The 15,685-nt window shown below is 33.5% G+C and carries 18 protein-coding genes; 2 read left to right on the plus strand and 16 right to left on the minus strand.

The genetic code is table 11. From position 1 onward, the window contains the following. Positions 1 to 29: 29 nt before the first annotated feature. From BMY39_RS13720 to BMY39_RS13780, 13 genes are all read right to left on the minus strand, one after another. Positions 30 to 1,781, minus strand: a complete 1,752-nt coding sequence (locus tag BMY39_RS13720; RefSeq protein ID WP_092580648.1) for a DUF3987 domain-containing protein — start codon at positions 1,779 to 1,781, stop codon at positions 30 to 32. Continuing rightward, positions 1,778 to 2,686, minus strand: coding sequence for a BT4734/BF3469 family protein (locus BMY39_RS13725; RefSeq protein WP_092580650.1), 909 nt, complete (start codon positions 2,684 to 2,686; stop codon positions 1,778 to 1,780). The genes BMY39_RS13720 and BMY39_RS13725 overlap by 4 nt, the downstream gene beginning before the upstream one ends. Then, positions 2,673 to 2,969 (minus strand): helix-turn-helix domain-containing protein, encoded by a 297-nt coding sequence (locus tag BMY39_RS13730; RefSeq protein WP_092580652.1) that lies wholly within the window; start codon positions 2,967 to 2,969, stop codon positions 2,673 to 2,675. The genes BMY39_RS13725 and BMY39_RS13730 overlap by 14 nt, the downstream gene beginning before the upstream one ends. Then, positions 2,966 to 3,268 (minus strand): helix-turn-helix domain-containing protein, encoded by a 303-nt coding sequence (locus tag BMY39_RS13735; protein WP_027879783.1) that lies wholly within the window; start codon positions 3,266 to 3,268, stop codon positions 2,966 to 2,968. The genes BMY39_RS13730 and BMY39_RS13735 overlap by 4 nt, the downstream gene beginning before the upstream one ends. A 156-nt stretch (positions 3,269 to 3,424) precedes the next feature. After that, on the minus strand, positions 3,425 to 4,372 hold the full coding sequence (locus BMY39_RS13740; RefSeq protein ID WP_092580654.1) for a DUF6617 family protein: 948 nt from the start codon (positions 4,370 to 4,372) through the stop codon (positions 3,425 to 3,427). Next, on the minus strand, positions 4,372 to 5,466 hold the full coding sequence (locus BMY39_RS13745; protein ID WP_092580656.1) for a site-specific integrase: 1,095 nt from the start codon (positions 5,464 to 5,466) through the stop codon (positions 4,372 to 4,374). The genes BMY39_RS13740 and BMY39_RS13745 overlap by 1 nt, the downstream gene beginning before the upstream one ends. Before the next feature lie 7 nt (positions 5,467 to 5,473). Continuing rightward, positions 5,474 to 5,893: a helix-turn-helix domain-containing protein gene (locus BMY39_RS13750; protein WP_245738299.1), complete on the minus strand. Its 420-nt coding sequence runs from the start codon at positions 5,891 to 5,893 to the stop codon at positions 5,474 to 5,476. A gap of 163 nt (positions 5,894 to 6,056) precedes the next feature. Beyond that, a complete protein-coding gene (gene mnmE, locus BMY39_RS13755) occupies positions 6,057 to 7,445 on the minus strand; it encodes a tRNA uridine-5-carboxymethylaminomethyl(34) synthesis GTPase MnmE (RefSeq protein WP_092580658.1) in 1,389 nt (462 codons plus the stop codon). A gap of 380 nt (positions 7,446 to 7,825) precedes the next feature. Further along, on the minus strand, positions 7,826 to 8,653 hold the full coding sequence (locus BMY39_RS13760; protein ID WP_092580660.1) for a CvfB family protein: 828 nt from the start codon (positions 8,651 to 8,653) through the stop codon (positions 7,826 to 7,828). A 94-nt stretch (positions 8,654 to 8,747) separates the two neighbouring features. Further along, entirely contained in the window at positions 8,748 to 9,086 is a 339-nt protein-coding gene (locus tag BMY39_RS13765; RefSeq protein ID WP_092580662.1) for a DUF2853 family protein, read from the minus strand. Positions 9,087 to 9,175: 89 nt separating this feature from the next. Further along, on the minus strand, positions 9,176 to 10,936 hold the full coding sequence (gene menD / locus BMY39_RS13770; protein WP_092580664.1) for a 2-succinyl-5-enolpyruvyl-6-hydroxy-3-cyclohexene-1-carboxylate synthase: 1,761 nt from the start codon (positions 10,934 to 10,936) through the stop codon (positions 9,176 to 9,178). Between the two features lie 52 nt (positions 10,937 to 10,988). Continuing rightward, entirely contained in the window at positions 10,989 to 12,110 is a 1,122-nt protein-coding gene (locus BMY39_RS13775; RefSeq protein WP_092580666.1) for a chorismate-binding protein, read from the minus strand. A 4-nt stretch (positions 12,111 to 12,114) separates the two neighbouring features. Next, on the minus strand, positions 12,115 to 12,540 hold the full coding sequence (locus BMY39_RS13780; RefSeq protein ID WP_092580668.1) for a PaaI family thioesterase: 426 nt from the start codon (positions 12,538 to 12,540) through the stop codon (positions 12,115 to 12,117). 38 nt (positions 12,541 to 12,578) lie between these two features. Here BMY39_RS13780 and BMY39_RS15125 point away from each other — a divergent pair, with 38 nt between their 5' ends. Together BMY39_RS15125 and BMY39_RS13785 are read left to right on the plus strand one after the other, a co-directional pair. Next, positions 12,579 to 12,749, plus strand: coding sequence for a hypothetical protein (locus BMY39_RS15125; RefSeq protein WP_177176612.1), 171 nt, complete (start codon positions 12,579 to 12,581; stop codon positions 12,747 to 12,749). A 201-nt stretch (positions 12,750 to 12,950) separates the two neighbouring features. Continuing rightward, a complete protein-coding gene (locus BMY39_RS13785) occupies positions 12,951 to 13,301 on the plus strand; it encodes a hypothetical protein (RefSeq protein ID WP_092580670.1) in 351 nt (116 codons plus the stop codon). On the opposite strand, the gene murA is transcribed toward BMY39_RS13785, so the two are convergent. Genes murA through BMY39_RS13800 form a run of 3 tightly spaced genes read right to left on the minus strand, consistent with a single transcriptional unit; the run spans position 13,298 to position 15,599 of the window. Further along, complete coding sequence (gene murA, locus BMY39_RS13790) at positions 13,298 to 14,605, minus strand: UDP-N-acetylglucosamine 1-carboxyvinyltransferase (RefSeq protein ID WP_092580672.1); 1,308 nt, start codon at positions 14,603 to 14,605, stop codon at positions 13,298 to 13,300. The two genes, BMY39_RS13785 and murA, sit on opposite strands and share 4 nt — an antisense overlap. Positions 14,606 to 14,613: 8 nt before the next feature. After that, positions 14,614 to 15,249: a DUF4290 domain-containing protein gene (locus BMY39_RS13795; RefSeq protein WP_092580674.1), complete on the minus strand. Its 636-nt coding sequence runs from the start codon at positions 15,247 to 15,249 to the stop codon at positions 14,614 to 14,616. Between the two features lie 56 nt (positions 15,250 to 15,305). Continuing rightward, on the minus strand, positions 15,306 to 15,599 hold the full coding sequence (locus BMY39_RS13800) for a DUF493 family protein (RefSeq protein ID WP_092580676.1): 294 nt from the start codon (positions 15,597 to 15,599) through the stop codon (positions 15,306 to 15,308). Positions 15,600 to 15,685 lie beyond the last annotated feature (86 nt).

Raw genomic sequence — 15,685 nt, forward strand, 5'->3', positions numbered from 1 at the left:
TCATATCCTTAAATCCTTAAAATCCTTAACTATGTCTTTGCAGGATTTGAATAGTTGTTGTGTGCTTCTCTGTATATTAAACCTGCATCAACAAATTTGGTAATATAGCCTTCTGCGGTTTTGTGTGGGATGCTTTGTTTTGTGGCTAAATCTAAATACTCTTGTCTGCTAAATTGCTTTGGCAAACTTTCTAAAAAGCGTTCTTTTCTATTTAAGCGTTTTGTTGCTTTTTGCTCTATTGGTAAATCATTAAATACTTTACTACTGTGTTTTACTAAAATTGAAATTATGGTTAGTGCATTTTCAAAATCTATATCCTCACATTCTTTAGTTGCGTTTACATCACCATCCTCCATAATTCGGAATGCTGTGAATAGCATCATTATCCTAAACGCAATTAAGCCTAATCGCCTTATTGTTGCGATGTACTCTTCGGGTTGTAGGTTGATGTATTTGGTCTGTAAGGATTCAAAGAACGTATTGAATTGCTGTTGTTGGGTTGTGGTTAATCGTATTTCAATCTCTGGGTTGTTTTTTAGCGTTTTGTACAATTCTAAAAACTCACTACCTAATTGGTTATAGTAATCATCTAAACCTAACTTATTACTATTTTGAAATACATTTTTCCAAGTTGGTTTTATATTCATATAGTAAAACATAAAGCGACTAAATAGCCCATTTTCTGCATTGGGTATTAAGGTTGCCACTTGTTTAGGTGTACCTGATAATACTGTTGACAAGCACGGTTTCTCAATATCTACATATTCTCTATCTGTTCTACGATAATAGCTTATGGTTTCGTGATGAAATGCTTTACGAAATCCATCGGAATAATTGCCATAATCACTTTTAAAGGCTTGTGCTAATGTATCGCCTTCGGTTTCAAAAATTAAACCTCTGCCTTTATTATCAGAAATTAATTGATATACGCCTGTTACACTATTGTTAGCAGGAATGAACAGCATTCGCTCTGGCGGTTTACTCGGTTTTTCCAAGTTTTCATCTTTGCCTTTATTCATATTATAAGTAGCAGTTTCTGTTTGAAATTGCTGCTTTAATACTTTGGCTTGTTCTCGTTTTAATTTATGAACAGGCTCTACCAAATTTTTAATTTGGTTAAGTCTTCCTTTACCTGCAGATGCAGGTGCGGTTACAAATAAATATAAGTTGCTGAATACTCTACGTTGGTCATAGATACCAAAGAGTTTAGGAAAACACGCACTAAATGCTGTTAATGCACCTAACAATAAAATGTCCTTTTCTTCTTGTCCATTAGCAGGATTTACAACTTGTTGTAAAAACTGTGGCAAATTCTCATATACCGTTTCTGGTATTGTAGGCATTGATTGGTTGGCTGTATCGACAACAGTTGCAACGTTTGTTGCAACTTCGTTGTTATACTGTTGTTTAGTCGGTTTGATACCTGACTGATGTGCATAGTGATAAAAGGTAGCAATTGTAATTCCGTGTCCTTTTGCGTTTGAGCATTTATCGAATTGTGCATCACACTCTTTAGCATCGTAACCTGCATAATTTTTACTCATACGGTGGAAATAATCTCTACCTATTTCTCCATATTCTTCGGCTAAAGCAAAGCCTAAATCTCGCCAAGTGGCATAACTTCCTGTTATGTCTGTACCTGATTGCTCGATTGCTGAAATGTAGGATTCAATGTCGTTATCAGCAACTGCAACAACATTAGTTGTTGCGGTGTTGCTTTTTGGTTGAGGTTGCTCTTTAGGAACTTCCAACCAATCTTTTGGGTTAAATATTTTAGTCATAATGCTTGATGTCTTTTATGTAGAAAGGCTGTTGGGTCGTATGGTAAAAAACACGCTCTGGAAACGTCTTTACCTGACTGGTCAACCTCAATGTTATAATTGTGTTTAATGTAATTTGCAACTGCTGTGAAATATTCTGAATGTGTTACTTCTGAAATATCTATTCTAATAATCCATTTTAAACCATCACCAGATGGTGATATGAATAGCATTTCGGTTTCAAAATATTCATCATTTAAGAGCTGTGTTCTTAACTCTTGTAGATTCTCTAAATGGTCAAAATCAATGGTTAATAAATTAGAATGCTTTATCAAGTTGTTATCGCTTCGTTTTTCAAATGTTCCTGAAAGTGTTACGTAATCAAAGCGATTCGCTTTGAATTTACGTGCTTCTTTTACATTGGTAATTGCTCTTAATTCTTCAGTAATGCTTTTGTATTTATCACTTGTGATTAATGCAAACACTTGATGCAATCGCAAGGTTTCCGAGGGAAACACATTGCGAACAGGCGCTTTAAAAAAGCTACAGTTGGCATACCAGGTATCGTCTGGTTCATTCAACCATTCCAATTCGTCTTTTTCCTTGACTTCTAAATTTAGATGTAACTCTTGATTTATCTTCCGGTACAAATCTTCTTCATCGGTTATTCTAAAATGGTATTGTGCAAAATCAAATACATCACCTTTAAAGGCTTCTAATTCTGTATCTCGATGTGTTGCTATTACACCATCAATATGAATCCGTAAGGTTTCTTTACCACCATTAAATGGATTGCGAGTTATCCCACAGTCCCTTCCTTTTACAGAAAGGACTGTTTGATTAGGATAATACTGTCTCAACACATAGGCATAGATTTTTAAACCATAATGTGTTTTGTCTAAAATTGCTTCTCTACTTATTTCCATCTCGCTTGAAATTATGGTTGTAGTAGTTGTCTTGAAGCAACTGCTCAATGTCAGCAACTCTATAGTAAAATTTACCTTTTACTTTGCTGTAAGGCAAACTGCCATTGGTTCTTAAAGTTTGTAGTGTTCGCTTACTTATATGTAAGGTCTGTAATACATCTTGATTGTCTATCCACGTATCTTTTAATACTTCTGCTCTCGATTGTCGTAACAATTCGATACGTGCTTTAATGTCCTTTATTTCTTGCGAGAGCGTTAAGAGTAAATCGATTATTTCAGTCATAACTTCACCGCTCCTTTCTTAATTAGGTAATCGGCAGCTTGCTGTTCGATTTCGTCTCTTGAGTCCATACGGTTACGCAGTAACCAATGGTCTAACTCTTCTCGTTGGAAATAAATCTTTTTACCATTCGGTTTATAATGTGGAATGGTTCCCGTACTTGTAAGTTTATACAAGTGAGATTGTGATAATTCTAAATACTTGCAAGTTTCATTAAAGTTTAATACTTGCTTTTGCATTGTTTGTTGCTCTAATAAGAGTTTTTCAATGCGGTCTAACTTTTCGATGATATTTGTGTCCATCGTTTATTTTGTTTTAAATAAATGAGGACATCTGGCCAAATGTCATTCTTGGTTTTCAAGAACAGGACAAAGGTTGAAAATTGGCTTCCCGATTTTAGTAAGAGTGTAAAACAAGGGTAAGACAACAGTAAGATTTCTTACTATTCTTACTGTTTTTTATTGCAGTTGTTGGATGATTTTATCTATTTCTTCCTTTTCTTTAGGATTATGAACTTTGTTTTTGTGAAGATTATTCGCCTTTAGTGGTGTATCTGTTTTAGTAACAAATTTTTCAGAACGTTCTATTGATGTAGGATTAAAACCATTAAAAAATGGCTTTAGTTTCGTTACAAGATAACTAAATTGTGTGGTCTCGCATTGAAGATAAATTTGCGATTCTGTATTGGTAAAATCTTTTGCTAATAAGAGTTCGTGCAACTGTTCAACAGTTGTACGGTTATCTAACAAATCTATTTTTAGATTTATTTGTTTGAGCACAGTTAGCAAAGTTGAAGTGTCGTTGCTTTTATATCCAAAAGAGGTCTTTGGTTTTGCTTTAGATATTGATGTTTTTTTGGTAGCAACTTTTTTAGTAGTGCTCTTTTCTATTAGGCTAATATCAAAAGTTTCATCATTAAAGTATTTTTCTCCAATTTCAGCAATTGAGAATTTTGTGTTTACGGAAAACTGACCGTATTGCTCTTGTAGTTCAGCATACAACCTTATTACAGATACTTTTAAGTAGTTTATGATATAATTGTCATCATTGTTGAAATCTGCTGTTATTCCTCTTTTATTGATATAAGTTGAAATGTCATTTAAGTACTTATCAAATTTATTAAGTAGAATAGTATAGCTGTATTTATTTTCTGGTGTAGTTGCATTTTTAGGAAATTCTTTTTCAAATGATGCTACTGTATTTTCTGTTTCATTAAATATTAGCTTTTGGCAGTATTCTTTTTTAGCATTTAAAGGCTTTTTAAAGTTTACTTTAAAAACTGCGTTATTAGCTTTTGGATTCAATTTAAAATCAGACAGTAAGTATTTAAAATCTTTTTCCTGTCTATTATCCCTATGTAAGCCATTGGTTATTGAAACTAATCTTGAAAATACACTTCCTTTCATTATAAATCCAGTTGAATACGGTTAGCAGCTTCTTTCTTTTTATCGTCAATTACTTTGGCATATATCTGTGTAGTGCGTAACTCTTTATGACCTAATAATTTTGATACTGTATAAATATCTGTACCCAAAGTTAATTGCAAGGTAGCGTAGGTATGACGCGCACAATGAAAGGTAATAGTTTTAGTAATACCTGCTTTCATCATCCATTGTTGTAATTTTAAATTAGACCAGGCACTATAATGTAAGCCATCAAATACTTTATCGTCTGGATTACCTTTTTCTCCTAATAGATTTCTTGCTTGGTCTGATATTGGTAAGGTTTCGACACCTTTAGTTTTCTTTTGTCTAAATCGGATATAATATCCCATTTCTTTTGAGTGCTGGATTTCTGACCATATTAGTTTTTCAATATCTGACCAACGTAATCCGGTTAAAGCTGAAAAAATAAAAGCATTCTTTAAAATAGGCAGTTCACATTCTGTATTAACTGCCTTTTGTAATTCATCAAGCGTTAAAAATTCTCGTTGAGGTTCACCTTGTTTAAAATACTCTACACCATTTGCAGGATTTACTTTTAATATGCCATCTTTGACCGCCTGTTTTAATGCAGCTGAAAATTTACCGTAATACGAATATTTTGAATTTTGAGACAGTTGCTTACCTGCTCTACCTATTGCATCTTTATCTAAATACTCTTTGAAACGCTCAACAAACGATTTGTCTATATCTTGAAAACTAACATCTGTTGGACAAAACTTTTTTAAATGTTTTAGCATACTATTCCAATTACCATAATTGCCAGAGCTTGTATTTTTCTTTTCTGCTAAAGCTGTGATATAAGTAATAAAACTACCTTTTAGCTTTTCAATATCTTGAAAGCCATAAATACCATTTTGAATTTCTATTTGTCGCTGTGCACATATAGTTTCAGCCAATTGTTTGGTTTTCTTATTAACCTCTCTTTCAGTTTTGGTTTTAGGATTAGGTGTAAGGTATAAGCGTAAGTATTCTGTTTTACGTTTGCCTTTATGATAGTAATCTAAATACAGACTTATTTTGTCGTTCTTCTTGCGTTGTCTTAATGTTACTTTCATAATGGAATTAATTAAAAAGGTTTTCTATTTGCCATCTGGCCACAATACGCTTTCTACCAAAAGGAACTGCTTTTAAACGTCCTTGTTGAATCATTCTTTGAATGGTCCATCTACTCACGCCAATCAGTTGTGAGGCTTCTGTTACGCTTAAAAAATCTTTGTTATTTACAGCATTAGGATTGCGAACTTCAACAACTTGTTTTTGCTGTTGCATATCTTCAGTAAGAGTAGCTTGAATTTTTTCTTGACGTTTGCGTGCCTTATAAGCTCTTTTTGCACAAGTATCGCCACAGTATTTAGTAACTGTTGTACGTGCTGTAAATGCATTACCGCAATGCTTACAAGTTTTAGGAATGAATAAATTACTGCTCATAAATGGTGCGTTATGTAGCGTAATGGTGCAACGTGGTGCGTTATGGTGCATCATTTCGCCAATATCTTAGCCAACAGAAATGGGCAACAATTCTATATTTCAGGCAACAGATATACAACAAATTTAAACAAAAAAGAGCAAATAAACAACAAATAAAAGAAGACAAAACACTATAAAGCCAACAATAACAAGGGATTAACAAATAAAAAAAAGTAAGTTACTTCCCAATACAAAAATTAGCAAAAATATTACCTAGCAAATCATCATTTGTAATCTCACCAGTAATCTCTCCAAAATGATATAATGCTTGACGAATATCAATAGCTAACAAATCTCCTGATAAATTTGTTTCCAAACCTTCCTTTACTTTTTGTATCTCTCCAAAAGCTTTCAGTAATGCATCATAATGACGAGAATTGGTGACTATAGTATCATTATTTCGCAAAGCACCAGTATTTACAAAACTTAATAATGCTTCTTTTAAGTCGTCTACTCCTACTCCATTTTTAGCAGATATCAATTTAATACCTTTAAATTCATCTTTAATATTTACAGTAGAGACATCATCTAACTTATCTACTTTATTAGCAATTATCAACAATGGTTTTTGTGGATACTTGTTCTTTATTTTTTCTATTTCAACTTTAAATCTAGCACTTTCCGTTTCAAAATCTGTGGCATCAAATAAGTAAATCACAACTTGAGCTTGGTCTATCTTCTCAAACGTTTTTTTAATGCCAATACGCTCCACTACATCTTTGGTTTCTCGAATTCCTGCGGTATCTATAAACCGAAACCCAATACCACCTATTGTAATTTCATCTTCTATAGTATCTCTTGTTGTACCGGCTATTTCTGAAACTATGGCGCGCTCTTCATTTAACAATGCATTCAGTAATGTAGATTTTCCAACATTTGGCTCGCCAACAATGGCTACAGGAATACCATGCTTAATTACATTCCCAACCGCAAACGAATCAATTAATCGTTTTAAAACAAAGTTGATACGCTCAATTAATTCCTTAAATTGTGTTCTATCTGCAAATTCTACATCTTCCTCGGCAAAATCTAGCTCTAACTCTATTAGTGATGCGAAATTTAAAAGTTCTTCGCGCAGTTTAGCAATTTCTGAAGAAAACCCACCTCGCATCTGCTGCATTGCTATTTGATGGGATGCAGCATTATCACTAGCAATTAAATCGGCAACAGCTTCCGCTTGACTTAAATCTAATTTCCCGTTTAAAAAGGCTCTTAACGTAAACTCCCCTGCATCAGCCATTCTACAGCCTTTCCGAAGAAATAATTGAATGATTTCCTGCTGGATATAATTTGAACCATGACACGATATTTCCACCACATCTTCACCTGTATATGAATTTGGGTTTTTAAAAACCGACACTAAAACCTCATCTAAAGTGATACTATCATCTACAAGATGACCTAAATGTATGGTATGCGTTTTTTGTTTGCTTAAGAGTTTATCAGAAACTGACTTAAATTGTTTTTCTGCTATAGAAATAGCATCCTTTCCTGATAAGCGAATTACAGCAATAGCACCTGCTCCTGAAGGGGTTGCCAAAGCTATGATGGTGTCTTGTTTTATCATAGAACAAAAATAGTAAAATGCATTACCAATTTAGATACTAGGTGTTTGAAAATGATACGCTTATTTGAACAGCAAAAACCCTATAACAGAAGTGAATTCTTAAACACAAATAGGGTTTTTCTAATTATTCCAATATACAAGTATGACCTTCTCGTTTCTAATGCAACTTAAACTAAAGTTAGTAAAAACAATATGTATTTAAATTTCCTTGAGGACGTAAATATTCCTTTCCTGAAAAAAGAATATGCCTGAATTCGATATTAAAAATAATTTTCAAATCAGGTAAATAAATGTAGAAATGAAAAACTCTTTTTATGCGTCTGAAAATATTAGCTTTAGTAAGCTCTATATTGCATTTTTAAAACTATCTTATTTTTAGCTTAGACCAAGTAAATTCCGTCTGATTTTATTTCAATCTGCCGTTGCTTGTACAAAGTCCCAACTGCTTTTTTAAAACTCTTTTTACTCATTTGCAGTTGTGCTTTTATATCTTCGGGGTTAGATTTATCAGTTAAATTTAAAAAACCAGAATTATCTTCTAACTCTTGTAAAATACGTTCAGCATTCGGTTCAATATTTCTGTAACCGATTTTCTCTAATGAAATATCCAGTTTATTTCCAGGTCTAATCTTTTTTACTACACCTTTTAACTTATCTCCAACACTTATATCCTTAAAAATATTATCCTTATAAATTAAGCCAGAATGCTTTTTGTTTACAATTACGTTCCAACCAATATCCGAAGGATGTGATGCAATTAAATCTACCTCTTCGAATTGTTCAACGGTTAAAGTTTTGTTGTCTAGAAAACGATTAGTTTTACTCGAAGCTACCAAACGTTCGGTTTTTTCATCTAAATAACAATGTACCAAGTACCATCCGCCAGGTTTCATTTTAAAGGCTTGCTCTTTAAAAGGACAAAATAATTCCTTTACCAATCCCCAATCTAAAAAAGCACCAAAATCTGTGACTTGATTGCATCGTAATAAAGCAAACTCATCTTTCTTAATATAGGGAATATCGGTAGTTGCAACAGGGCGCTCTTCATTATCCAGATAAACAAAAACATCAATTTTATCCCAAATCTTAAATTCAGAAGGCACGTATCTGTTTGGTAACAATACTTCTTCGTCATCTGCATCAATTAAGTACACACCATGATCGGTTTCTCGAAGTATTTCTAAGGTATTTATTTCTCCTAATTTCATAGTGAACAAAGGTATAACTTTAGCAATTATAAAACGAATACCAACAAAAAAAGCGTTGCAGTAGCAACGCTTTAAATTCTATGTTGTATTTCTACTAATAAACGGACTCTTTTCCGAAATGTTTAGTTAACAAATAATATACTACTGCTCTATATTTATTTCGGTTAGACTGCCCGTATTGGTCCATCACCTTAGCAATGGCTCCATCTAAATCATCACCAGCGCTCAACCCTAGTTTTTTTATTAAAAAATTGTTTTTTACGGTTTCTAACTCAGAAGGATCACTTCCAGAAACTGTTGAAGCGTCCGCATTGTAGATTGAAGGGCCACAACCAATAGTTACTTTAGTTAATAAATCCATATCGGCATTAACGCCACATTTGTCTTTTAAATCTGCAGCATACTTTGCAATAAGTTCGTCACGTTTACTCATGATAAAAAGTGTTTTTTTAAGGTTAATATTTCTCTGTCTTAAATATACTTAATTTTTAGACACATTAACTTATGTTAAGTCACTTAAAACTACTTGATAAAGTTAAAATATTCTAAAAGCACCTCATCATTCAAGTTTTGCGGTGTAAAAACCTCTAAAATTTTAGGTTGCTCTGATGTTTTAAAAAATCCTTCGAGTGCATCTTTTAAGGCGATAATATCAGAAGCAGAGACGTATTCAAAATTAAACATATTACACAAATGCCTTGCATTTAAATGGTGTCGCGTTTCAAAATACCTATTAAAATTCTCAGTGTTTTTATGTCCTCGAAGTATTCTAAAAATACCACCACCCTCATTATTGATTATAATAATTCTAAAATCACTAGGAATATAATTGTTCCAAAGTGCATTGCTGTCATAAAAAAAGCTTAAATCTCCAGTAATAAATACCGTTGGCTTAGTGTTTGCCACGGCGCAACCAATAGCTGTAGAGGTGCTACCATCTATTCCACTTGTACCCCGGTTACAAAACACTTCTAGCGTATTATTAATTTTAAACAGCTGCGTATATCGAATTGCAGAACTGTTTCCTACTTGCAATACCCTGTTATCTGGTATGGCACCTAAAATTGCATCAAAAGCTTTAAAATCAGTAAACGGTATTTCCCTTAAATACTGTTCATGTTGCTTTAAACGATGTTTCTTTATCTTATGCCAAAACGATTTATAATCGCTTTTCTTATAATGCGTAAGACTTGGTAAAAACGCCATAAAAAACTCTTGTGGCTTTAACTCTATATGTTTGGTTAAGCAGAAAAACGTATCGTTAGCTTTCTTTTCATCCACATGCCAATGCTGTTTAGGTTTAAATTTTCTAAGTAACGCTTTAATTTTTTTTGATACGATTAAACCTCCAAAAGTGAGCAAAATATCAGGTTGTAATGCTTTTTGTTCTTCGTCCGATAATGGCGCAATAATTTGGTCTATACTCGGAAAAAAGCTCTTGTGATTTAGGTTTGAAGTTGTTTCAGTGAAAACTATCACGCTATCGTCTTTTGCTAACTCTTCAAAAAAAGCATTATCAATTTCATTTGGATGATTTACACCAACTAAAATCATTTTTTTTGAAACGGAACTCCACTCGTCAATACAGTGTTTTAACTCTTGAGAATCAAAACCGTTTTCCACTTTTTTTGCTTCAATATTTTTAGGTTTAACCGAAAGTTCCGAAACGGTTTGATAAAGCGGCTCATCAAAAGGAATATTAATATGCACAGGCCCATTTTTCAAACTAGCAATATTTAGGGCAATATTTATCTCTTGTTCGTTATGTTCTTGTATATCTTTTTGCAGCCCTAAAAAACGCTCTAATTTGTTTTCTAGATTCTTAATTATTGGCAAATCATCATTACTCGGAATATTCTTTTCGTCTTTTAAATCCAACTTCAAATTAGCTGAATATAAAATATGATTCTTGTATACATTTTTTTGATTGATGGTTTGCCCATCACCTACACCTATCAAATGTTTTGGTCTATCTGCTGATAAAACTACTAGAGGAATGTCGCTGTAATATGCTTCGGCAATAGCAGGGTAATAGTTTAACAAAGCACTTCCAGAAGTACATACCAAAGCTGTTGGCGCTTTAAGCTGTTGTGCAATTCCCATGGCGAAAAAAGCAGCGCATCGTTCATCTACGATACTATAGCATTTAAAAAATTCATCGTTTGTAAAACCAATAGTTAAAGGTGCACTTCGGCTACCTGGAGAGATAATAATATGTTGTATCTGTTTCGCTTTGCACAACTGAATAACAGTTTGGGCTAGCGGGATTTTAGGATATATCATTTAACATTAATCTTATTGCAAAAATAAGGAAATGCTAAACAACTATATTTAGCTATAACACGTTTTTAACGACTTTAGATTTAGAAACTGTTTCCTCCCACTCTTGCTCCGGTTTCGATGTTGCTGTAATACCTCCGCCCACGTATACAATGGCTTTTTTATCTTTTAACTGCATACAACGCAAATTAACGTAAAGCTGTGTGCTTTTTTTCTTTATAGAATAAGCTCTATTCTCAATATTGCGTGCTCCGGTTCTTGGTTTTGTATCAATCTCAAAGTTTAATTCCCCTAAGAACCCAGTGTAAAATGATCTATTATAATTTTCATTTTCAAGAATAAAATCTTTAGCTTTTTTCTTAGGCAAACCACAAACAGCAGGTGTTGGATGTAAATTTTCCAGTAATTGCTTCAAGCTTAAATTTTGATGGATTAAATTTCCTTTTATAAGTGTGCGTAAGTGCAACAGATTTCCTGCTTTTACAGTTTCCACTTCAGAAGTTTTAATATTTTCAACTGTAGATTTTATATTATCCAAAATGAAATCGGTAACAAATTGTTGCTCTTGCAGTTCTTTATCTCTCCACTGTACTTCCAAGCTACCATGATAATCTTGAGTACCCGCCAATGCCATCATAGAAAAATGGCGACCTTCTATCTTTAATAATGTTTCTGGTGTGGCACCAAGCCATAACCCAATTTTTGGATGGTACCAACAATATACAAATGCCGACTTGTATGACGCTAAAAGGTTTCTATATATTGAAAAAATGTCGGTGTTCTCAAGTTCAATTTCCTCCTTACGCGAAAGCACCACCTTTTGAAAATCTCCATTTTCTATAGCCGCAACGCCTTTCTCAACCAAACTTATATGGTGCTCTTTTTCGGTATCTGATACTTGAGTTGCAATATGATTCAGTTTACTTATCACATTCATCTCAGAGTAATTTACTGCTAAAGATTCTGATTGTTTCGAAGGGATTATAATAGTATCAGATTCATTATCAAAGGGAGAGAATACAAACCCTGTTTCTTCAAATTTTGATGTAATAAAAAGCTCATCATTATTTTGAAGCATTGCTTTAACTGCATTACTATTCGGTTTCCTATAAACTACAAATGGCAATTTACGGTTGTAATGTTGAGCAATAAACTGAAAGAAATCATTTAAAGCCATCAACCTATTTTTTCTTTGGAAGTGTTATGGTTGATAATTTACAGATTGATATTAAGTTATCATCGTCATCCGTAACTTTAATATCTAGCAATTGAGTAGTTCTGCCTTTGTGCAAAAAGGTTGCTTTAGCATACACATTACCTTCTTTTATACTTTTTAAATGGTTTGCGGAAATCTCTATACCTCTAACAAAATATGTATCTAAATCTGTAAAAATATGTGATGCAAAACTCCCCACGCTTTCCGCTAATGCTACGGTAGCACCACCATGTAATACACCATCGGGTTGATGAACCCTTGAGTTTACAGGCATTTTTGCCACCAAGAAATCTTCGCCAAAATCTATTATCTCTATCCCCAATGTTTCCATCAATGTGTTTTTGCAAGTTTTATTTGCTTGTTTTAAAACCTCTTCTTTGGATAATTGCATGCGTATTTTTTTATTTTTAGTGTTAGCAAAAATACGAAATGCAAGACATTATCTTAGAAAATACGAAAGCGAAATTGTTACCACTTGCATTGAATAAACATCATTTTTTAAATGCCATAGCAAAAGAGCCGAATCTGGTGCAGTACTCTCCAAGTAAAATTGATACGCCTAATGATTTAACAGCTTATGTGGAAATGGCTATAGATTAGTGAAAACTAAAACCGAGTTTCAAATTCTAATTACATAAACTACATCTTTTGAGTTTTATTCTCCTTTTAGATTTTTGCAATCAATACTCTTTAAAAACAGGCATCTAAAGAAGTTAATCGCTACAACATTACATTTTAGCCAAAAAATTACACGCAAAAATCTTAAAATTTTAAATTAGAAAATATTATAATTTTTCCTATATGAAATATCTTTTTATGTGCATGTTATGTTTAACTATTGGCGTATGCCATTCTCAAATGATTTCAGGGGATGATAAATTGCATTTTGGTGCGGGTGCTGTTATTTCAGGTTGTACTTATGCGGTAGTATATTCAGTAACTAAGAATAAAAAGAAAGCATTTTGGTATAGTTTAGGAGCCTCTACAATTGCAGGTTTAGCCAAAGAAGTGCGCGATAGCGGGCAACAAAACAATAAATTTGATACTGGCGAATGGATAGCCACTACAGCTGGGGGATTAACCGTTAGTACAACCATCAGTTTGTTTAACGGAAAAGGTAAAAGAAGAAAAAATGCCTTTTTAACTGATTAAACTCGCTCGATTCTAGCTCCTATAGCACGTAACCTTTCATCAATGTTTTCGTAACCACGGTCAATCTGTTCAATATTTTGAATAGTTGAAGTTCCTTTTGCAGATAATGCTGCAATTAATAAAGAAACCCCAGCTCTAATATCAGGTGACGTCATGGTCGTTGCTTTTAAAGTCGATTTAAAATCATGACCGATTACTGTTGCCCTATGCGGATCACATAGAATAATTTTCGCCCCCATATCTATCAATTTATCTACAAAGAACAAGCGGCTTTCAAACATCTTTTGATGGATTAAAACACTTCCTCTAGCTTGTGTAGCAACCACCAAAATAATACTTAGTAAATCTGGTGTAAACCCTGGCCATGGCGCATCAGAAATGGTTAGAATAGAACCATCAATAAAACTCTGTATTTCGTAACCATCCGCATGCGCAGGAATATGGATGTCATCACCTTGTTTTTCAACAGTGATACCTAATTTTCTAAATACATTTGGAATCAATCCTAAATCATTCCAGCTTACGTTTTTTATAGTAAGTTCACTTTTGGTCATAGCCGCTAATCCAATCCAGCTGCCAATTTCAATCATATCGGGAAGCATCGTATGGTTTGTGCCTCCCAAATTCTCCACACCTTCAATAATTAGCATATTCGACCCTACACCACTAATTTTGGCCCCCATCCTATTCAGCATTTTACATAACTGTTGTAAGTATGGTTCGCATGCAGCATTGTAAATTGTGGTTTGGCCTTCGGCTAAAACTGCTGCCATAACAATATTTGCAGTACCAGTTACCGACGCTTCTTCGAGCAACATATATGTACCTTTTAACTTTTTGGCCTCAACGCCGTAGAATTGCTCTTCCTTACTGTAACCAAATTTGGCACCAAGTTTTATAAGCCCTTCAAAATGTGTATCTAAACGACGGCGCCCAATTTTATCGCCTCCAGGTTTTGGTATATAACCTCTACCAAATCGTGCCAACAAAGGTCCAACAATCATTATTGAACCGCGTAACCCACGTCCGTCAATCTTAAACTGATCAGATTCCAAATACTGTAAATCTACGTTGTCTGCCTGAAACGTATAAGAGCCTTTTGATGTATTTTTAACCTTTACTCCAAGTTTCTTTAATAAACTTATGAGTTTGTTTACGTCAATAATATCAGGAATATTATTAATAGTAACTTCCTCTGGAGTTAGTAAAACTGCACAAAGAATTTGAAGTGCCTCATTCTTTGCTCCTTGAGGTTGTATGCTTCCTTTTAGCTGATGACCTCCTTCAATTTTAAATGTTCCCATCGATACGTTTAGTGGCGTTTTCTAGAACGGTTAGACCCTTTTTTCTTTTTGTTGGTATTGCTGTATTTACTTTTAGAACGCATTAAACTCGTAGAATCCGATAGATCTTCTTCAGAATTCCTTAAATCAATCTTACCGTTTGACAATTCGTAAAGGTGGTCGAAAATTACAATATCCTCAACAGTATCCTTATTCCAATTTAAAAAACACTTTTTCATGTGGTTCGCAATGGTATAGACCAATGCTTCCTTTAACTCGCCTTCTTCCCATGTGTTGGCTACATCAATCATCGTTTTGATGTTATTCCCATAGAAACGATATTTCGGGTGGTTTTGTGGGTATTTTAAAGGGTCTGGACGTTCAGAAAGCACCTCTTTGGAAGGCTTTGGAAATGGAGAATCTACATCTAATTCAAAATTAGACATAATGAATAACTGATCCCATAATTTATGCTGAAAGTCTGGAACATCGCGCAGATGTGGCTGCAAATTGCCCATTACGGAAATAATAGCTTTTGCTAATTTTTCGCGTTCTTCTTTTGTTTCTCTTGTTTTTGCATGGTTTATCATTTTTTGAAGATGACGACCATATTCAGGAATAATTAAATGTTCCCGTTCTGTATTGTATTCTAAATTATCAATCAAAATTAAAAGTGTGGTATTAAAATTCTATGAAGTAATGCGCAAAATACGAAAAAAAACTAAAGACTAATAACGTCATCTATTTTTTCTGCGACCTCTTTATACTTAGCAATTACCCTATCAGGATTCTTCATTCTTACATTTATAGAAATGCTGGTATATTTTCCGTTTTTAGATTCCGTCGTGTTAATTACTGCTCCCATATTATTAAAAAGCGCTTCAACTTTCTGTATTTGAGACACATTGGTTTTTATAATGAATTTATACAAATATTCAGAAGGCCACAATGCCGTGTCTAATAGTTGCCCTCTAAGTTTTTTATAAAATTCGTCTTGATTTGGAGTGTTACTCATATGCTTTTTTTGAATTGCAAATATAAGCTTTCATTTCCATTTTTTTTACAGCAATTAAATTCCGATTTTTACATTCAAAATTAATT

Origin of the sequence: Hyunsoonleella jejuensis (genome assembly GCF_900111025.1) — a bacterium.
Lineage (GTDB): Bacteria > Bacteroidota > Bacteroidia > Flavobacteriales > Flavobacteriaceae > Jejuia > Jejuia jejuensis.